General features: G+C 63.4%; 16 protein-coding genes and 1 pseudogene. 12 read left to right on the forward strand and 5 right to left on the reverse strand.

Going from position 1 to position 14,224, the window contains the following annotated elements; genetic code table 11:
* Positions 1–9: 9 nt before the first annotated feature.
* Together WM94_RS03445 and WM94_RS03450 are read right to left on the reverse strand one after the other, a co-directional pair.
* Positions 10–429 carry a phasin family protein gene (locus WM94_RS03445; RefSeq protein ID WP_061550444.1) on the reverse strand — a complete coding sequence of 140 codons (420 nt, stop codon included), beginning with the start codon at positions 427–429 and terminating at the stop codon, positions 10–12.
* 123 nt (positions 430–552) lie between these two features.
* A complete protein-coding gene (locus WM94_RS03450) occupies positions 553–828 on the reverse strand; it encodes a polyhydroxyalkanoic acid system family protein (protein WP_015272091.1) in 276 nt (91 codons plus the stop codon).
* A gap of 124 nt (positions 829–952) precedes the next feature.
* On the opposite strand from WM94_RS03450, the gene ubiE reads away from it, so the two are divergent.
* The 12 genes and pseudogenes from ubiE (at position 953) to WM94_RS31050 (ending at position 11,284) form a co-directional block, all read left to right on the forward strand.
* Positions 953–1,723: a bifunctional demethylmenaquinone methyltransferase/2-methoxy-6-polyprenyl-1,4-benzoquinol methylase UbiE gene (gene ubiE, locus WM94_RS03455; RefSeq protein ID WP_013974541.1), complete on the forward strand. Its 771-nt coding sequence runs from the start codon at positions 953–955 to the stop codon at positions 1,721–1,723.
* Complete coding sequence (locus WM94_RS03460; RefSeq protein WP_003259850.1) at positions 1,723–2,346, forward strand: SCP2 domain-containing protein; 624 nt, start codon at positions 1,723–1,725, stop codon at positions 2,344–2,346. Before ubiE ends, WM94_RS03460 begins: the two co-directional genes overlap by 1 nt.
* The gene (gene ubiB / locus WM94_RS03465; RefSeq protein WP_061550445.1) at positions 2,343–3,962 is read left to right on the forward strand and encodes a ubiquinone biosynthesis regulatory protein kinase UbiB; all 1,620 of its coding nucleotides are present in this window, start codon (positions 2,343–2,345) and stop codon (positions 3,960–3,962) included. The genes WM94_RS03460 and ubiB overlap by 4 nt, the downstream gene beginning before the upstream one ends.
* A gap of 72 nt (positions 3,963–4,034) precedes the next feature.
* On the forward strand, positions 4,035–4,427 hold the full coding sequence (gene hisI / locus WM94_RS03470) for a phosphoribosyl-AMP cyclohydrolase (RefSeq protein ID WP_013974544.1): 393 nt from the start codon (positions 4,035–4,037) through the stop codon (positions 4,425–4,427).
* Between the two features lies 1 nt (position 4,428).
* Positions 4,429–4,764 (forward strand): phosphoribosyl-ATP diphosphatase, encoded by a 336-nt coding sequence (locus WM94_RS03475; RefSeq protein WP_015272093.1) that lies wholly within the window; start codon positions 4,429–4,431, stop codon positions 4,762–4,764.
* Between the two features lie 153 nt (positions 4,765–4,917).
* Entirely contained in the window at positions 4,918–5,190 is a 273-nt protein-coding gene (locus WM94_RS03480; protein WP_003259853.1) for a twin-arginine translocase TatA/TatE family subunit, read from the forward strand.
* A gap of 3 nt (positions 5,191–5,193) precedes the next feature.
* Positions 5,194–5,571 (forward strand): Sec-independent protein translocase protein TatB, encoded by a 378-nt coding sequence (tatB, locus tag WM94_RS03485; protein ID WP_003259854.1) that lies wholly within the window; start codon positions 5,194–5,196, stop codon positions 5,569–5,571.
* The gene (gene tatC / locus WM94_RS03490; protein ID WP_013974546.1) at positions 5,568–6,356 is read left to right on the forward strand and encodes a twin-arginine translocase subunit TatC; all 789 of its coding nucleotides are present in this window, start codon (positions 5,568–5,570) and stop codon (positions 6,354–6,356) included. The genes tatB and tatC overlap by 4 nt, the downstream gene beginning before the upstream one ends.
* Positions 6,353–7,060, forward strand: coding sequence for a 16S rRNA (uracil(1498)-N(3))-methyltransferase (locus WM94_RS03495; protein ID WP_061550446.1), 708 nt, complete (start codon positions 6,353–6,355; stop codon positions 7,058–7,060). The genes tatC and WM94_RS03495 overlap by 4 nt, the downstream gene beginning before the upstream one ends.
* 100 nt (positions 7,061–7,160) lie before the next feature.
* Complete coding sequence (locus tag WM94_RS03500; protein ID WP_015272095.1) at positions 7,161–9,077, forward strand: methyl-accepting chemotaxis protein; 1,917 nt, start codon at positions 7,161–7,163, stop codon at positions 9,075–9,077.
* Between the two features lie 263 nt (positions 9,078–9,340).
* Positions 9,341–10,381 (forward strand): annotated as a pseudogene (locus tag WM94_RS31045) (methyl-accepting chemotaxis protein); the annotation flags it as partial.
* Between the two features lie 198 nt (positions 10,382–10,579).
* Positions 10,580–11,284, forward strand: a complete 705-nt coding sequence (locus WM94_RS31050; protein WP_371035199.1) for a methyl-accepting chemotaxis protein — start codon at positions 10,580–10,582, stop codon at positions 11,282–11,284.
* A gap of 138 nt (positions 11,285–11,422) precedes the next feature.
* Here WM94_RS31050 and WM94_RS03510 read toward each other — a convergent pair whose 3' ends face one another.
* The 3 genes from WM94_RS03510 to WM94_RS03520 all read right to left on the reverse strand — a co-directional run bounded on the left by WM94_RS03510 (position 11,423) and on the right by WM94_RS03520 (position 13,988).
* Positions 11,423–12,157 carry an amino acid ABC transporter ATP-binding protein gene (locus WM94_RS03510; RefSeq protein WP_013974550.1) on the reverse strand — a complete coding sequence of 245 codons (735 nt, stop codon included), beginning with the start codon at positions 12,155–12,157 and terminating at the stop codon, positions 11,423–11,425.
* A complete protein-coding gene (locus WM94_RS03515) occupies positions 12,150–13,112 on the reverse strand; it encodes an amino acid ABC transporter permease (protein ID WP_061550447.1) in 963 nt (320 codons plus the stop codon). The genes WM94_RS03510 and WM94_RS03515 overlap by 8 nt, the downstream gene beginning before the upstream one ends.
* Before the next feature lie 78 nt (positions 13,113–13,190).
* On the reverse strand, positions 13,191–13,988 hold the full coding sequence (locus WM94_RS03520; RefSeq protein WP_024087841.1) for a transporter substrate-binding domain-containing protein: 798 nt from the start codon (positions 13,986–13,988) through the stop codon (positions 13,191–13,193).
* Between the last annotated feature and the right edge of the window lie 236 nt (positions 13,989–14,224).

Genomic DNA, 14,224 nt, shown 5'->3' on the forward strand with positions numbered 1-14,224 from the left:
CTGCTCTCCTTATGGTTTGTGCGCGACGCGCTCGAGCAGCTCGTGCAGCTGTTCAAGCTTGATGGACAACGCCTCAACGTCATGTTTAGACGGAATGCCAAGGCGATTCAAGGCGCGACCTACCCGCGCGTCGAAAGCTTTTTCGATCTTGTCCAGTTGAACTTCGACCTTGCCGCGTACGCGACTGACTTCCTGAGTCGCTTCGTCGAGCTGGTTGTTGGCAGCATCGAGCTCCTTGTCGATGCGCTTCTTGCCACGCTTCTCGACGCCTTCGCCGGCCTTGACCAGCTCATTGAAGTAGTCGGAGCCTTCCTGGCCCACACGCGCATAGGCGCCGATGCCCGCCAGCCAGATCTTGCGCGCGTAGCCGCGCACCTCGCCCAGCGTGCCCGGGGCGTCGTCCTTTTTCTTCACAGTCACTTTGGCCATGCTCTGTACCTCATGCTCATGAGTGGAGGAGAAACCGCCCATGGAGGTTGGGCTTGAGCACAAGGTAGAGAGGGAAATTAGAATCTTCACCCTAAGGTGAACGAGCATGGCCCCGGGAAGGGGTCAGGCCAGGGCTTTGTCCAGCGCCCGCTCGATCTCGCCCTTGATGGTGCCGCTCATCATCGACAGCATCATGCCCAGCTTCAATTCGACGCGGATGCGGTCATCGAAGATGTGCACGCTGCCGTTGGCACCGCTGCGCGCCACGTCGACCCTGTCGCCGTTCCAGGTGGCCTTGAGGTCGTATTCGCGGGTCAGTTTGTCGACCAGCGCTTCAGCCTTGGCACGGGCGGCATCGCGGCCGAGGGAATGTTTGCGTTCGACGCTGATCTGGGTCATGCGGGTGTTCCTGAAGATGAAGACATAATGAGCATTATGCCCGCCCCTGCCCACTGGCACACCCCGCCAAGACAAATCTGCCCGTTCGCCCTAGAATGGCGGTAATTTTTTCCGGTGAAGCGATATGAACGACCAGCGCAAAGGCGACCACGCCGAACCCACCACCCATTTCGGTTACCAGGACGTCCCTGAAAGCCAGAAGGCGAAGAAAGTCGCCGAGGTGTTCCACTCGGTAGCAGCCAAGTACGACCTGATGAACGACGTGCTTTCCGGCGGCATGCACCGCCTGTGGAAGCGCTTCACCATCGAGCTGTCGGGCGTACGCGCCGGCAATCGTGTACTGGACATCGCCGGCGGTACCGGCGACTTGGCCGCCAAGTTCTCGCGGCTGGTTGGCCCGACCGGTCAGGTAGTGCTGGCCGACATCAACGAATCGATGCTCAAGGTCGGCCGTGACCGCCTGCTCGACCGTGGCGTGGCCGGCAACATCGAGTTCGTTCAGGCCGACGCCGAGAAGCTGCCATTCCCGGACAACCACTTCGACTGCGTGACCATCGCCTTCGGCCTGCGCAACGTCACCCACAAGGACGAAGCCATCCGCTCGATGCTGCGCGTGCTCAAGCCAGGCGGTCGCCTGCTGGTGCTGGAGTTCTCCAAGCCGACCAACAAGCTGATGTCCAAGGCCTACGACGCCTACTCGTTCGCCTTCATGCCGCTGGCCGGCAAGCTGATCACCAACGACTCGGAGAGCTACCGTTACCTCGCCGAGTCGATCCGCATGCACCCCGATCAGGAAACCCTGAAGGCCATGATGGTCGAGGCCGGTTTCGACCGGGTCACCTATCACAACATGACCAGCGGCATCGTTGCCGTGCATCGGGGGATCAAGCCCTGATGCTGCTGGCCGGGCTGCTCGCCAGCGCCGAACATGGCCTGAACCGCGTCCTGCGCATGGACAGCACGGCCCTGCCGCGGCTGGCCGCGCTGGAGGGCAAGGTCATCGAGATCGACTGCCGCCAGCCAGCCTTGCAGGTGTTCATCCTGCCCGATGAAGAGGGCCTGATGCTCGCCGCCCACTGGCAAGGCGAGGTCGACTGCAGCCTGCGAGCCCCGGCCGGCAGCCTGGCGCAACTGGCCCTGGCCAGGGACAAGACCGCCGTGCTGCACAGCCCGCAAGTCGAACTGCATGGCGACAGCGCCGTGTTGCTCGACCTGTTCGGTGTGCTGCAGGACCTGGAGCTGGACTGGGAACACGAACTGCAACGCTGGCTTGGCCCGGTCGCCACGGCGCTGCTGGCCGGCCACATCCGCCTGCGCGCACGCTGGACCCGCCAGGGCCTGGCGCGCTTCAGCCAGAACCTTTCCGAGTACCTGGCCGAAGAGTCCCGCACCCTGGTCGGCAAGCGCGAAGCCGAAGCCGCCTTCAGCGAGCTCGACACCCTGAAGCTCGATACAGAACGCCTCGAGGCGCGCCTCAAGCGCCTCTCCCGATCCCTTGATACCAGCGATAACGCATGAAGCTGCTCGCCGTCCGCCGTCTTTTTCGCATCCAGCGTGTGGTGATCCGCTACCGTCTCGATGACCTGCTGTTCGACCTGCCGCTGCCCTGGTGGCTGATGAGCCTGCGACTGCTGATGCCGTGGCGCTGGCTGCCGCGCAAGCCGTCCGAGCTCAACCGAGGCGCGCGCCTGCGCCTGGCCCTGCAGGACCTGGGGCCGATCTTCATCAAGTTCGGCCAGTTGTTGTCCACCCGCCGTGACCTGCTGCCCAACGACATAGCCGATGAACTGATGCTGCTGCAGGACCGCGTGCCGCCGTTCGACCCCAAGCAGGCCGTGGCACTGATCGAGGCGCAGCTGGGCGCCCCGGTAACGCAACTGTTCAGCCGCTTCGACGTCGAACCACTGGCCTCCGCCTCGGTGGCCCAGGTGCATGCTGCGCGCCTGAAAAGTGGCGAGGAAGTAGTGGTCAAGGTGGTGCGCCCGGGCCTGAAGCCGGTGATCGCCCAGGACCTGGCCTGGCTGTTCCTGATCGCCAAGGCCGCCGAGCGCGCTTCGGCCGACGCCCGCCGCCTGCACCCGGTGGAAATCGTCGGCGACTACGAAAAAACCATCTACGACGAGCTCGACCTGCTGCGCGAAGCGGCCAACGCCAGCCAGTTGCGGCGCAATTTCGAAGGCTCCGAGCTGATGTACGTGCCCCAGGTGTACTGGGACCTGTGCCGCCCCAAGGTGCTGGTGATGGAGCGCATCTACGGCGTGCCGGTGACCGACATGGCCACCTTGGCCGACCAGCGCACCGACATGAAGCTGCTGGCCGAACGGGGTGTGGAGGTGTTCTTCACCCAGGTGTTCCGCGACAGCTTCTTCCATGCCGACATGCACCCGGGCAACATTTTCGTCAGCACGGTCAAACCATGGAGCCCGCAGTACATTGCCATCGACTGCGGCATCGTCGGCAGCCTGACCGCCGAGGACCAGGACTACCTGGCGCGCAACCTGATCGCTTTCTTCAAGCGTGACTACCGCCGCGTCGCCCAGTTGCACATCGACTCGGGCTGGGTGCCGGCGCACACCAAGGTCAACGAGTTCGAAGCGGCGATCCGCACCGTGTGCGAGCCGATCTTCGAAAAACCGTTAAAGGATATTTCCTTCGGCCAGGTGCTGATGCGCCTGTTCCAGACCGCCAGGCGCTTCAACATGGAAGTGCAGCCGCAGCTGGTATTGCTGCAGAAAACCCTGCTCAACATCGAAGGCCTGGGCCGCCAGTTGTACCCAGACCTGGACCTGTGGAGCACCGCCAAGCCGTTCCTCGAGCGCTGGATGCGCGACCGCATGAGCCCCAAGGCCGTGCTCGGCAACATCCACAGCCAGGTCGAGCAACTGCCGCACCTGGCCGACATGGCCCGCGACCTGCTCGAGCGCCTGTCGCAACCGCACCTGCACGATCCGCAACTGCCGGAGCGGCGCCGCCACGGCGACCGCTGGGCGCTGCGCCTGCTCGGCGCCGGCCTTCTTGGCGGGGGCGCGGTACTGGCCGCTGGTGCCGCCGCGGCCGCCAGCCTGGCCGCCCCTGCCGCCTGGCCGGCCTGGCTGATGCTGGCCGCCGGCCTTTACCTGATCGTGCGCCAATAGCCAGCCGCGCCCATGGCTGGCACACTAGCGCAAAGGGCCCGGCACAGGAGCGGGCCCGCTTTGGAGTCGACGATGAAAGACTGGCTGGACGAGATCAAGTGGAACAGCGAGGGCCTGGTACCGGCGATCGCCCAGGACCACAAGACCGGACGCGTGCTGATGATGGCCTGGATGAACCGCGAATCGCTGGCCCTGACCGCCGCCGAGCAACGCGCCATCTACTGGTCGCGTTCGCGTGGCAAGCTGTGGCGCAAGGGCGAGGAATCCGGGCATGTGCAGAAGCTGCATGAAATGCGCCTGGACTGCGATGCCGACGTGATCATCCTGATGGTCGAGCAATTGGGTCATATCGCCTGCCATACCGGCCGTGAAAGCTGCTTCTACCGCGTCTTCGAAGACGGCCAGTGGAAAACCGTCGACCCGGTCCTGAAAGACCCGGATGCCATCTACAGCGCAGGACACTGACATGAGCGACACCCTGAACCGCCTGGCCGAAGTGCTTGAAGAACGCAAGCAAGCGGCGCCCGACAGCTCCTACGTGGCCAGCCTGTACCACAAGGGCCTGAACAAGATCCTCGAAAAGCTCGGCGAAGAGTCGGTCGAGACGATCATTGCCGCCAAGGACGCCGCGGTCAGCAAGGATTACAGCGATGTCATCTACGAAACCGCCGACCTGTGGTTTCATAGCCTGGTAATGCTCAGCGCGCTGGGCCAGCATCCGCAGGCCGTGCTCGATGAGCTGGAACGCCGCTTCGGGCTTTCCGGGCATGATGAGAAAGCTGCACGAACGCCTGCTGCCTGACGTATTTTCGGGGCCTGTGGGAGCGGGTTCACCCGCGAACACCGGCAAAGCCGGTGCCATACACCGCGTTGCATTCTTCGCGGGTGAACCCGCTCCCACAATGGTTGCAATGCAGCCCCGATAGGGCCAACACACATTTTTCAGGAGTACGAAATGGGTATCTTTGACTGGAAACACTGGATCGTCCTGCTAGTGGTCGTGGTCCTGGTGTTCGGTACCAAGAAGCTGAAGAACTTCGGCAGTGACCTGGGTGAGTCGATCAAGGGCTTCCGCAAGGCCATGAGCGACGAAGAGAACAAGCCAGCCGAGCAGACCCCGCCGCCTGCCCAACCCGTTCCACCGGTGCAGAACACTGCCCAGCAGAACCAGGGCCACACCATCGAAGGCCAGGCCCAGCCGGTCCAAGAGCCGCAGCGGAAAGACTGACCCATGTTCGGCATCAGTTTCAGCGAGCTGCTGCTCGTCGGCCTGGTCGCCCTGCTGGTGCTCGGCCCCGAGCGCCTGCCCGGTGCCGCGCGCACGGCAGGCCTGTGGATCGGCCGGCTCAAGCGCAGTTTCAACAGCATCAAGATGGAAGTGGAGCGCGAAATCGGCGCCGACGAAATCCGCCGCCAGCTGCACAACGAGCACATCCTGCAGATGGAAGAGGAAGCCAAGCGCATCCTCAACCCGATGACGCCACCGGCGCAGCCGCCTGTCACCACCGCAACCGTTCAGCCCCCCGCCGGGCTCGAAGCCAGGCCGGTCGAGACCGCTGCCGCCCCGGCCACGCCCTCTGAACCGCCTCAACCGCCGCGAGCCCCATGAGCGAAAATCCGGAACACGACCAGCCAATGCCGCTGGTTTCGCACCTGACCGAACTGCGCACCCGCCTGTTGCGCTGCGTTGCCGTCATTTTCCTGATCTTTGCCGGGCTGTTCTCCTTCGCCCAGCAGATCTACACCCTGGTCTCCGCACCGCTGCGCGAGCACTTGCCGGCCAATGCCACGATGATCGCCACCGACGTGGCATCGCCGTTCCTCACGCCGTTCAAGCTGACCATGATCGTCTCGCTGTTCCTGGCGATTCCGTTCATCCTCCAGCAGATCTGGGGCTTCATCGCACCCGGGCTGTACCGCCATGAAAAGCGCATTGCCATTCCGCTGCTGGTGTCGAGCATCTTCCTGTTCTACGCCGGCATGGCCTTCGCCTATTTCCTGGTGTTCCCGCTGATCTTCGGCTTCTTCGCCAGCGCCACGCCGGAAGGCGTGTCGATGATGACCGACATCGCCAGCTACCTCGACTTCGTGATGACGCTGTTCTTCGCCTTTGGCGTGGCCTTCGAAATCCCGGTGGCGGTGGTGCTGCTGGTATGGATCGGCGTGGTCGACGTGAAGTACCTGAAGAAGATTCGCCCCTACGTGATCATCGGCTGTTTCGTGGTCGGCATGGTCCTTACCCCGCCGGACATCTTCTCCCAGACCCTGCTGGCCGTACCCATGTGGCTGCTGTTCGAGATCGGCGTGCTGTGCGGCAGTCTGATCCGCAAGCGCAGCGCCCACGACGAAACCGCCAACGACCACAACGACCAGCCACCAGCGACCCAACCGTGAACCTGTTGCTCCTTGAAGAGGCCGACTTCGTCTCGGCCGACCGCGTCGTCCTCGCAGATAGGCGCTTCACCCACATGCAGGACATCCACCGTGTGGCGGTGGGCGACAACCTGCGCGTGGGGCGTATCAACGGCCTGATGGGCAAGGCCACGGTGCTGCGCCTGGAAAAGCACGAAGCAGAGCTGGAAGTCGCCTTTGACCAGCAGCCACCGGCCAAGCTGCCGCTGACCCTGGTGCTGGCCGTACCTCGGCCGAAAATGCTGCGCCGGCTTTTCCAGACCGTGGCCACCCTTGGCGTGCCGCGGCTTATCCTGCTGAACAGCTACAAGGTCGAGAAAAGCTTCTGGCAAACACCGTTCCTGCACCCGGACAGTATTCGCGAGAACCTCATCCTGGGCCTGGAACAAGCCCGCGACACCGTGCTGCCCGAAGTGATCATCGAGAAGCGCTTCAAACCGTTCGTCGAAGACCGCCTGCCGGCCATCACCGCAGGCACCCTGGGCTTGGTCGGCCACCCCGGCCCCTACCCCGCCTGCCCGCGCGCCGTGGAGCAGCACGTGACCCTGGCCATCGGCCCGGAGGGCGGCTGGATCCCCTACGAGGTGGACCTGCTAGGCAAGGCAGGCCTGGCTCCGGTCCAGCTGGGCGACCGCATCCTGCGGGTAGAGACCGCGGTGACAGCGCTGCTTTCACGGATTTTCTGACACTCTAGTCAATTTTTACCCATAAAGTTTCCCTTCCCCAGGCCGATTGTCTTGGCAACACAACAATTAATCGTGCTGCCAAGGCGCCGGGGAGTCGTACATGTATCAATGGTTCGCCCAATCATTGGGCAATGTGAGCGTCAATCGCAAACTGGGGCTGGGCTTCGGCCTGGTGCTGCTGTTGACCCTGGCCATTACCCTGGCTGGCTGGCACGGCATGGACAGCATCATCAACCGTGGCGACAAGCTGGGAAACATCTCGGTCATCCAGCAGTACACCCAGGAACTGCGCATCGCCCGCCAGCATTACCAGCGCCAGCCTGACGAAGCCTCGGTGGCAGAGCTGGAAAAAGCCCTGGGCAATCTCGAGCGCCAGGTGCAGCTTATGCTCGGGCAGATCGAGCAGCCCGCTGACAGACAGCGCCTTGAGCAGCAGCGCGAGGCCGTGCGCGGCTACCAGCAGGCATTCAACGACCTGAAACAGGCCGGCCAGCGCCGCGAGGCCAGCCGCGCCGTGCTAGGCGACACTGCCGACAAGGCCGCGGAGCTGATTGGCCGGGTGCAACGCGGCCTGCTGCAGGGTGGCGATATCAGCCAGTACCAGCACGCGGTGGAAGTCAGCGCCCTGTTGCAACAGGCGCGGTTCCAGGTACGCGGTTACACCTACAGCGGCAACGCCGACTACCAGCAAACGGCGCTGAAGGCCATCGACCAGGCCTTGGCCGAGCTACGCGCGCTACCGGCCAAAGTGCCGGCGGAGCACGCTGCCAGCCTGGACGATGCCACCACCGCCCTGGCAGGCTACCGCGACGCGGTCACCCAGTTCGGCAATGCCCAGGCCGCCAGTGAGCAGGCCCTGCAGAGCATGGTCGAGCACGGCACGGTACTGCTGCAGACCAGCCAGGCGATGACCACCTCACAAACCGCTGTGCGCGACGCCGGGGCGGCCCAGGCCAAGACCGTGCTCGCCGTGGCCACCGTGCTGGCGCTGGCCCTCGGCCTGCTGGCGGCCTGGGCCATCACCCGGCAAATCATCGTCCCGCTGCGCCAGACCTTGCACGCCGCCGAGCGCGTGGCCAGTGGCGACCTGACCCTGAACCTGCAGGTACAACGCCGCGACGAACTGGGCCAGTTGCAGGCCAGCATGCAGCGCATGACCCAGGGCCTGCGCGAACTGATCAGCGGTATCGGTGATGGCGTCACGCAGATCGCCAGTGCTGCCGAGGAGCTGTCGGCGGTGACCGAGCAGACCAGTGCCGGAGTCAACAACCAGAAGGTCGAGACCGATCAGGTGGCAACCGCCATGAACCAGATGACCGCCACCGTGCATGAGGTGGCGCGCAATGCCGAGCAGGCCTCGGAAGCTGCGTTGATGGCCGACCAGCAAGCCCGCGAAGGCGACCGTGTGGTGGGCGAGGCGGTGGCGCAGATCGAGCGCCTGGCCGGCGAAGTGGTCAATTCCAGCGAAGCGATGAACCAGCTCAAGGCCGAAAGCGACAAGATCGGCAGCGTGCTCGACGTGATCAAGTCGGTGGCCCAGCAGACCAACCTGCTGGCCCTCAACGCGGCGATCGAGGCGGCCCGGGCCGGCGAGGCCGGGCGTGGCTTTGCTGTGGTGGCCGATGAGGTGCGCAGCCTGGCGCAGCGCACCCAGCAATCGACCGAAGAGATCGAAGAGCTGATTGCCGGCCTGCAGAGCGGCACCCAGCGTGTGGCCAGCGTGATGGACAGCAGCCGCCAGTTGACCGACAGCAGCGTCGAACTGACCCGCCGAGCCGGCAGTTCGCTGGAGACCATCACCCGTACCGTGTCTTCGATCCAGGCCATGAACCAGCAGATTGCCACGGCAGCGGAAGAACAGACGGCTGTTGCTGAGGAGATCAACCGCAGCGTGATGAACGTGCGGGATATTTCTGACCAGACCTCGGCGGCCAGTGAAGAGACGGCCAGTTCCAGCGTGGAGCTGGCGCGGTTGGGTACCCACCTGCAAGGGTTGGTGGGGCGGTTCAGGCTCTAGGCTGATGTGTAGGTCACCTGTACTGGCCTCTTCGCGGGTAAACCCGCTCCCACAGGTACCGCACAGTTCTCAAAATCTGTGCAGTACCTGTGGGAGCGGGTTTACCCGCGAAGAGGCCGGCGCAGGTGGAGTATTCCTACCTGTTGAAGTGAAATTTCCTACCTGATTATCAGGTCAAGTCCTACAGCTCCGCTGCCGATTGGCAAAGGTGTGATGCCAGCAATGCGCCTGCATCCTCGCCCCCAATCGCACGGAGATTCCTCATGCTCGGCTACCTCAACCGCAAGCTCGGCAACATCAGTGTCGCAGCCAAGCTCGCCCTCGGCTTTGCCGTAGTCCTGCTGCTTACCCTGGCCACTACCGTCAGTGGCTGGCGTGCACTGGATGACGCCATTGTGCGCTCGCAGCAACTCAGCGAAATCGGCCTGATCAACGACCTGACCAAAGACTTGCGCGCAGAGCGCATCACTTACCGCGTACTCAACGACAATGCCAGCAGAACGCGGATAGCCAACATTCTCGACCAGCTCAACAGCATGCTGAGCACCTTGCAACAACGTAGCAGCGTGGATGAATCCCGGCAGATGCTGACCGAAAAGCTGGCGTTGCTGCAGCGCCTGCGCGGCGATTTCAGCGCGCTGGAGAATACTGTCGCCAAGCGTATCGCCCTGCGCCAGGCCATGCAGGCCCATGAGCAGAAGCTCACCGAAGTAATCGACGATCTCCAGACCCAGGCCTTGCTGAGGATGCCTGCCGACAGCCAGCAAAGCGGTGTGCTGGGGCTGATGGACACGCTTGGCCGACATATCGACGGTGCCAACCAGCAGAGCCTGATTCCGGCCTATACCTTCTCCCCTGTGGAAAGCTTCGCCAAGGTCGGCGACACCTCCCTGGATGCCGCCGCCAGCAGCCTTGCGCAACTGCTCAAAGGCCTTGCTCCACTTGGCTTGCCCCATGCGCTCACCCAGCAGCCCGGAGAGCAGCTGGCCAAGTACCGCGCCAGCCTGGATGAGTATCGTCGGGCTGCGGTGCGTGTCGAACAGCTGCAAAACAACATGGAGAACATGGGCAACGAGCTGCGCGCGGTAAGCCTGGAACTTGGCAAACGCAAGATCGAGCAGCGCGACAGGGAAGCCCTTGAGGCCCGCTCGCTGCTGACCACTGTAGCCCTGCTGGCGTTGGTCGTAGGCGTCGTGGCCGGCTGGCTGATCACCCTGCAGATCACCCAACCTTTGCGCCAGACCCTGGCCGTGGCCGGGCGCATCGCCAAGGGCGACCTGAGCCAGGTCGAACCGGTGCAACGCCGCGACGAGATGGGCCAGTTGCAAACCAGCATGCGCGAAATGACCTTGAGCCTGCGCGAGCTGATCGGTGGCATCGACCAGGGCGTCAGCCACCTGTCACAGGCCGCCACACAGCTGGCGGCCAGCAGCGAAGACACCAAGCTGCGCATCAACCAGCAACGCGAGGAAACCGACCAGGTGGCCACGGCCATGAACCAGATGAGCGCCACCGTGCAGGAAGTGGCGCAGAACGCTGAACAGGCCTCGCTGGCGGCGACCAACGCCGACCAGCAGGCGCAGATCGGCGACCAGGTGGTGGCCGAAGCCATTGGCCGTATCGAACAGCTGGCCGGGCAGATGGACCATTGTCTGGCGGCCATGCAGCACCTGGCGGGCGAGAGCCAGCGCATTGGCAGCATCCTCGATGTGATCAAGTCAGTGTCCGAGCAGACCAACCTGCTGGCCCTGAACGCGGCGATCGAAGCGGCACGGGCGGGTGAAGCCGGGCGTGGTTTTGCCGTGGTGGCCGATGAAGTGCGCGGTCTGGCCCAGCGTACCTCGACGGCGACCGAGGAAATCGGCCAACTGATCGACAGCCTGCACAACGGCACCGACGAAGTGACCCGCCTGCTGGACAACAGCAAGAGCCTGACCGAGCAGAGCGTGGAGCTGAGTCGCAAGGCAGGCCAGGCCCTGAGCCAGATAACTGACACCGTGTCGAACATCCAGGGCATGAACCAGCAGATCGCCACGGCCAGCGAAGAGCAGAGCGTGGTCGCCGAGCAGATCAATCGCAGTGTGCTGAATGTGCGCGATGTGTCGGATCAGACCAGTGCGGCCAGTGAGCAGACGGCGGCGTCGAGCGGGGAACTGGAGCAATTGGGGCAGCAGTTGCGGGGGATGGTGGGGCGGTTCAGCATTTGAGATTGCGGGGGGCTGCTTTGCGGCCCATTCGCCGGCAAGCCAGCTTGCTCCCACAGGGACCGTACAGTTCTCAGTACCTGTGGCACTCCTGTGGGAGCCGGCTTGCCGGCGATTGGGGCGCAAAGCGCCCCCCTTCGGTTAAAGCACCTGGCGCAGGAACGCCTGCGCACGCGGGTCTTTCGGCGAGGCGAAGAACGCGGCCGGGGCCGAATCTTCCAGCAACTTGCCATGGTCGAAGAACAGCACGCGGTCCGCCACTTCACGGGCAAAGCCCATTTCGTGGGTAACGCAGACCATGGTCATGCCTTCCTGGGCCAAGGTCTTCATCACGTCCAGCACCTCGCCGACCATTTCCGGGTCAAGCGCCGAGGTTGGCTCGTCGAACAGCATCACTTTCGGGTCCATGGCCAGGGCCCGGGCGATCGCCACCCGCTGCTGCTGGCCACCGGACAGGCGCGACGGGTATTCGTTGGCTTTCTGCGCAATGCCTACCTTCTCCAGCAGCGCCCGGGCCTTGGCTTCGCGGTCGGCCTTGTTGCGCTTGCGCACCACCTTCTGTGCCAGGCACAGGTTCTCCAGCACGGTCATGTGCGGGAACAGGTTGAAGTGCTGGAACACCATGCCGACTTCGCGGCGGTAGGCGTTGATGTCGGTCTTCGGGTCGGCCAGTTGCAGGCCGTCGATGGCCACATGGCCTTCGTCGAAATGCTCCAGGCCGTTGAGGCAGCGCAGGAAGGTCGATTTGCCCGAGCCCGACGGGCCGAGCACCACCACCACCTCGCCCTTGGCGACCTGGGTGGTGACGTTATCCACAGCCCGTACCACGTGGCCACGGGTGTCGAAGACTTTCAGCAAGTCACGGACTTCAATCACTTTGCGCAAGCCTCCGCTCGAGCCGGCTGGCCAGGTGCGACAGCGGCAGGTTGATCAGCAGGTACAGGCCTGCCACGCAGAACCAGATCTCGAACGTCGAGAACGAGGTGGTAATGGCCTCGCGGCCGCTCTTGGTCAGTTCGGTGATGGCGATCACCGACACCAGCGAGGTGTCCTTGACCAGGCTGATGAACTGGCCGGCCAAAGGCGGCAGCACGCGCTTGAAGGCCTGCGGCAGGATGACGTGGCGCATCGACTGGCCTGCGTTCAGGCCCAGCGAGCGGGCCGCTTCGTTCTGGCCCTTGGCAATGGACTGCACGCCGGCACGAACGATTTCGGCCACGTAGGCGCCAGTGAACAGCGCCAGTGCAGCCACCCCGGCAAACTCACGGGACAGGTTGAGCACGGTACCGATGAAGAAGTAGAAGATGAAGATCTGTACCAGCAGCGGTGTACCGCGCACCAGCTCGACGTACACCGTCGACAGGTCCCGCAGCGTAGGGTTGCTGGACAGGCGGCAAAGGCCGGCGAACAGGCCGATCAACAGGCCCAGGGCACCGGATACCACCGAAATCCAAAGCGTGGTCCACAGGCCCCAGGCCAGCGGGCCGGCCGACCAGTGGCGGGTGACGCCAACCTGGTCGCCTTCGGAAACATCGTCGCCACGGGCCAGCTGCAGGCTGTCCTTGTCTACATCGAGCACCTGCTCGGCACCGCTCTCATCTTTCAGCGTGACACGGGCATTGTCGCCAGAGATGACGATGTCCTGCACGGTGCCGTAACCGGCGGCGCGCTGTGCTTCCTCGGCCTTGTAGGCGAAGTACTGCGGTACGCGGTTCCAGCGCCACTCGTAGGAAATCATCGAGGTGGCCATGTACAGGCTGAACGCCAGGCCAACCAGGACCAGGGCAGTCAAACCGTGCCAGGGCCACTGGGCTTTCTTGTGTTTGATCACGTGGGGTACTTCCGTAAATGCGAACGCGCAGGGTTTGCCTGCGCGTCGGGGTCATAAAGCCGGCTTGTGGCCTGGGCCTTATTCCATTTCCTTCAGCCAGTCCTTGTTCTTGAACCACTTGTCGTGAATACGATCGTAGGTCCCGTCATGCTTGATCTGGTGCAGGAAGTTGTTGATGAAGTTGATGCTGTCGTAGTCGCCTTTCTTCAGGCCGAAGGCCAGCGGCTCGTAGGTGAAGGGTTCTTCGAGGAACAGCAGCTTGCCGGCACCGGCCTTGTCCACTGCCACCACGTTGTACGGCGCGTCGTAGACGAAGGCGTCAGCCTTGCCGTTGACCACGTCCATCACCGCTTCCTGCTCGTTGTCGTAGCCGTGGTACTTGGCCTTGGCGATCAGCTTCTTGGAAACCATTTCGCCGGTGGTGCCGAGCTTGGAGGTGATGCGGTACTTCTCGTTGTTCAGGTCCTTGTACGACTTGATCTCGCCCGCCAGTTCCTTGCGGATCAGCAGGGTCTGGCCGACCACGATGAAGGGTTCGCTGAAGTTCAGGCGCAGGTTGCGTTCCTGGGTCAGGGTCATGCCGCTGCCGATCATGTCGAACTTGTCGGTCAGCAGGGCCGGGATGATGCCGTCATAGGCCGTGGATACCGGCTCGAACTTGACGCCCATGGACTTGGCCATTGCCTTGAGGATATCGACTTCGAAGCCGATGATCTCGCCACGCTTGTTGGTCATCTGGAACGGCATGTAGGTCGGGTCCATGCCCACCCGCAGGGTGCCGCGCTTGACCGCGTCATCGATCGCGCCCGCCTGGGCGGCCGTCACGGCGACCAGGGCGGTGACACCGACCAGCAGTCGCGAAAGGTATTTCTTGATCATCACCAAGTCCCCTAGCAAGAAAAGTAGCGAATCTTATTGTTGGCATGGCCGTCGTAGCCAATGCGTCATATCGGAGAGGGATGCTAACGCATGGCGGCTCGGGGACCTAGAGCCGGGGGGGACTTTGTTGGCCAAAATCGAGGGAGGGCCCTAAAAGCTTCGCGGGTGAACCCGCTCCCACAGGTACGGCGCACACCTTGAAGGCTGTGCTGTACCTGTGGGAGCGGATTCAT

The sequence above is a fragment of the Pseudomonas sp. ABFPK genome, assembly GCF_001586765.1.
GTDB classification, from domain to species: Bacteria; Pseudomonadota; Gammaproteobacteria; order Pseudomonadales; family Pseudomonadaceae; genus Aquipseudomonas; species Aquipseudomonas asiatica.

Excerpts from the sequence above, each read along its gene's own strand:
- WM94_RS03445 (WP_061550444.1), bottom strand. The coding sequence starts at position 429 with ATGGCCAAAGTGACTGTGAAGAAAAAGGACGACGCCCCGGGCACGCTG.
- WM94_RS03450 (WP_015272091.1), bottom strand. The coding sequence starts at position 828 with ATGACCCAGATCAGCGTCGAACGCAAACATTCCCTCGGCCGCGATGCC.
- ubiE (WP_013974541.1), top strand. The coding sequence starts at position 953 with ATGAACGACCAGCGCAAAGGCGACCACGCCGAACCCACCACCCATTTC.
- WM94_RS03460 (WP_003259850.1), top strand. The coding sequence starts at position 1,723 with ATGCTGCTGGCCGGGCTGCTCGCCAGCGCCGAACATGGCCTGAACCGC.
- ubiB (WP_061550445.1), top strand. The coding sequence starts at position 2,343 with ATGAAGCTGCTCGCCGTCCGCCGTCTTTTTCGCATCCAGCGTGTGGTG.
- hisI (WP_013974544.1), top strand. The coding sequence starts at position 4,035 with ATGAAAGACTGGCTGGACGAGATCAAGTGGAACAGCGAGGGCCTGGTA.
- WM94_RS03475 (WP_015272093.1), top strand. The coding sequence starts at position 4,429 with ATGAGCGACACCCTGAACCGCCTGGCCGAAGTGCTTGAAGAACGCAAG.
- WM94_RS03480 (WP_003259853.1), top strand. The coding sequence starts at position 4,918 with ATGGGTATCTTTGACTGGAAACACTGGATCGTCCTGCTAGTGGTCGTG.
- tatB (WP_003259854.1), top strand. The coding sequence starts at position 5,194 with ATGTTCGGCATCAGTTTCAGCGAGCTGCTGCTCGTCGGCCTGGTCGCC.
- tatC (WP_013974546.1), top strand. The coding sequence starts at position 5,568 with ATGAGCGAAAATCCGGAACACGACCAGCCAATGCCGCTGGTTTCGCAC.
- WM94_RS03500 (WP_015272095.1), top strand. The coding sequence starts at position 7,161 with ATGTATCAATGGTTCGCCCAATCATTGGGCAATGTGAGCGTCAATCGC.
- WM94_RS31050 (WP_371035199.1), top strand. The coding sequence starts at position 10,580 with ATGAGCGCCACCGTGCAGGAAGTGGCGCAGAACGCTGAACAGGCCTCG.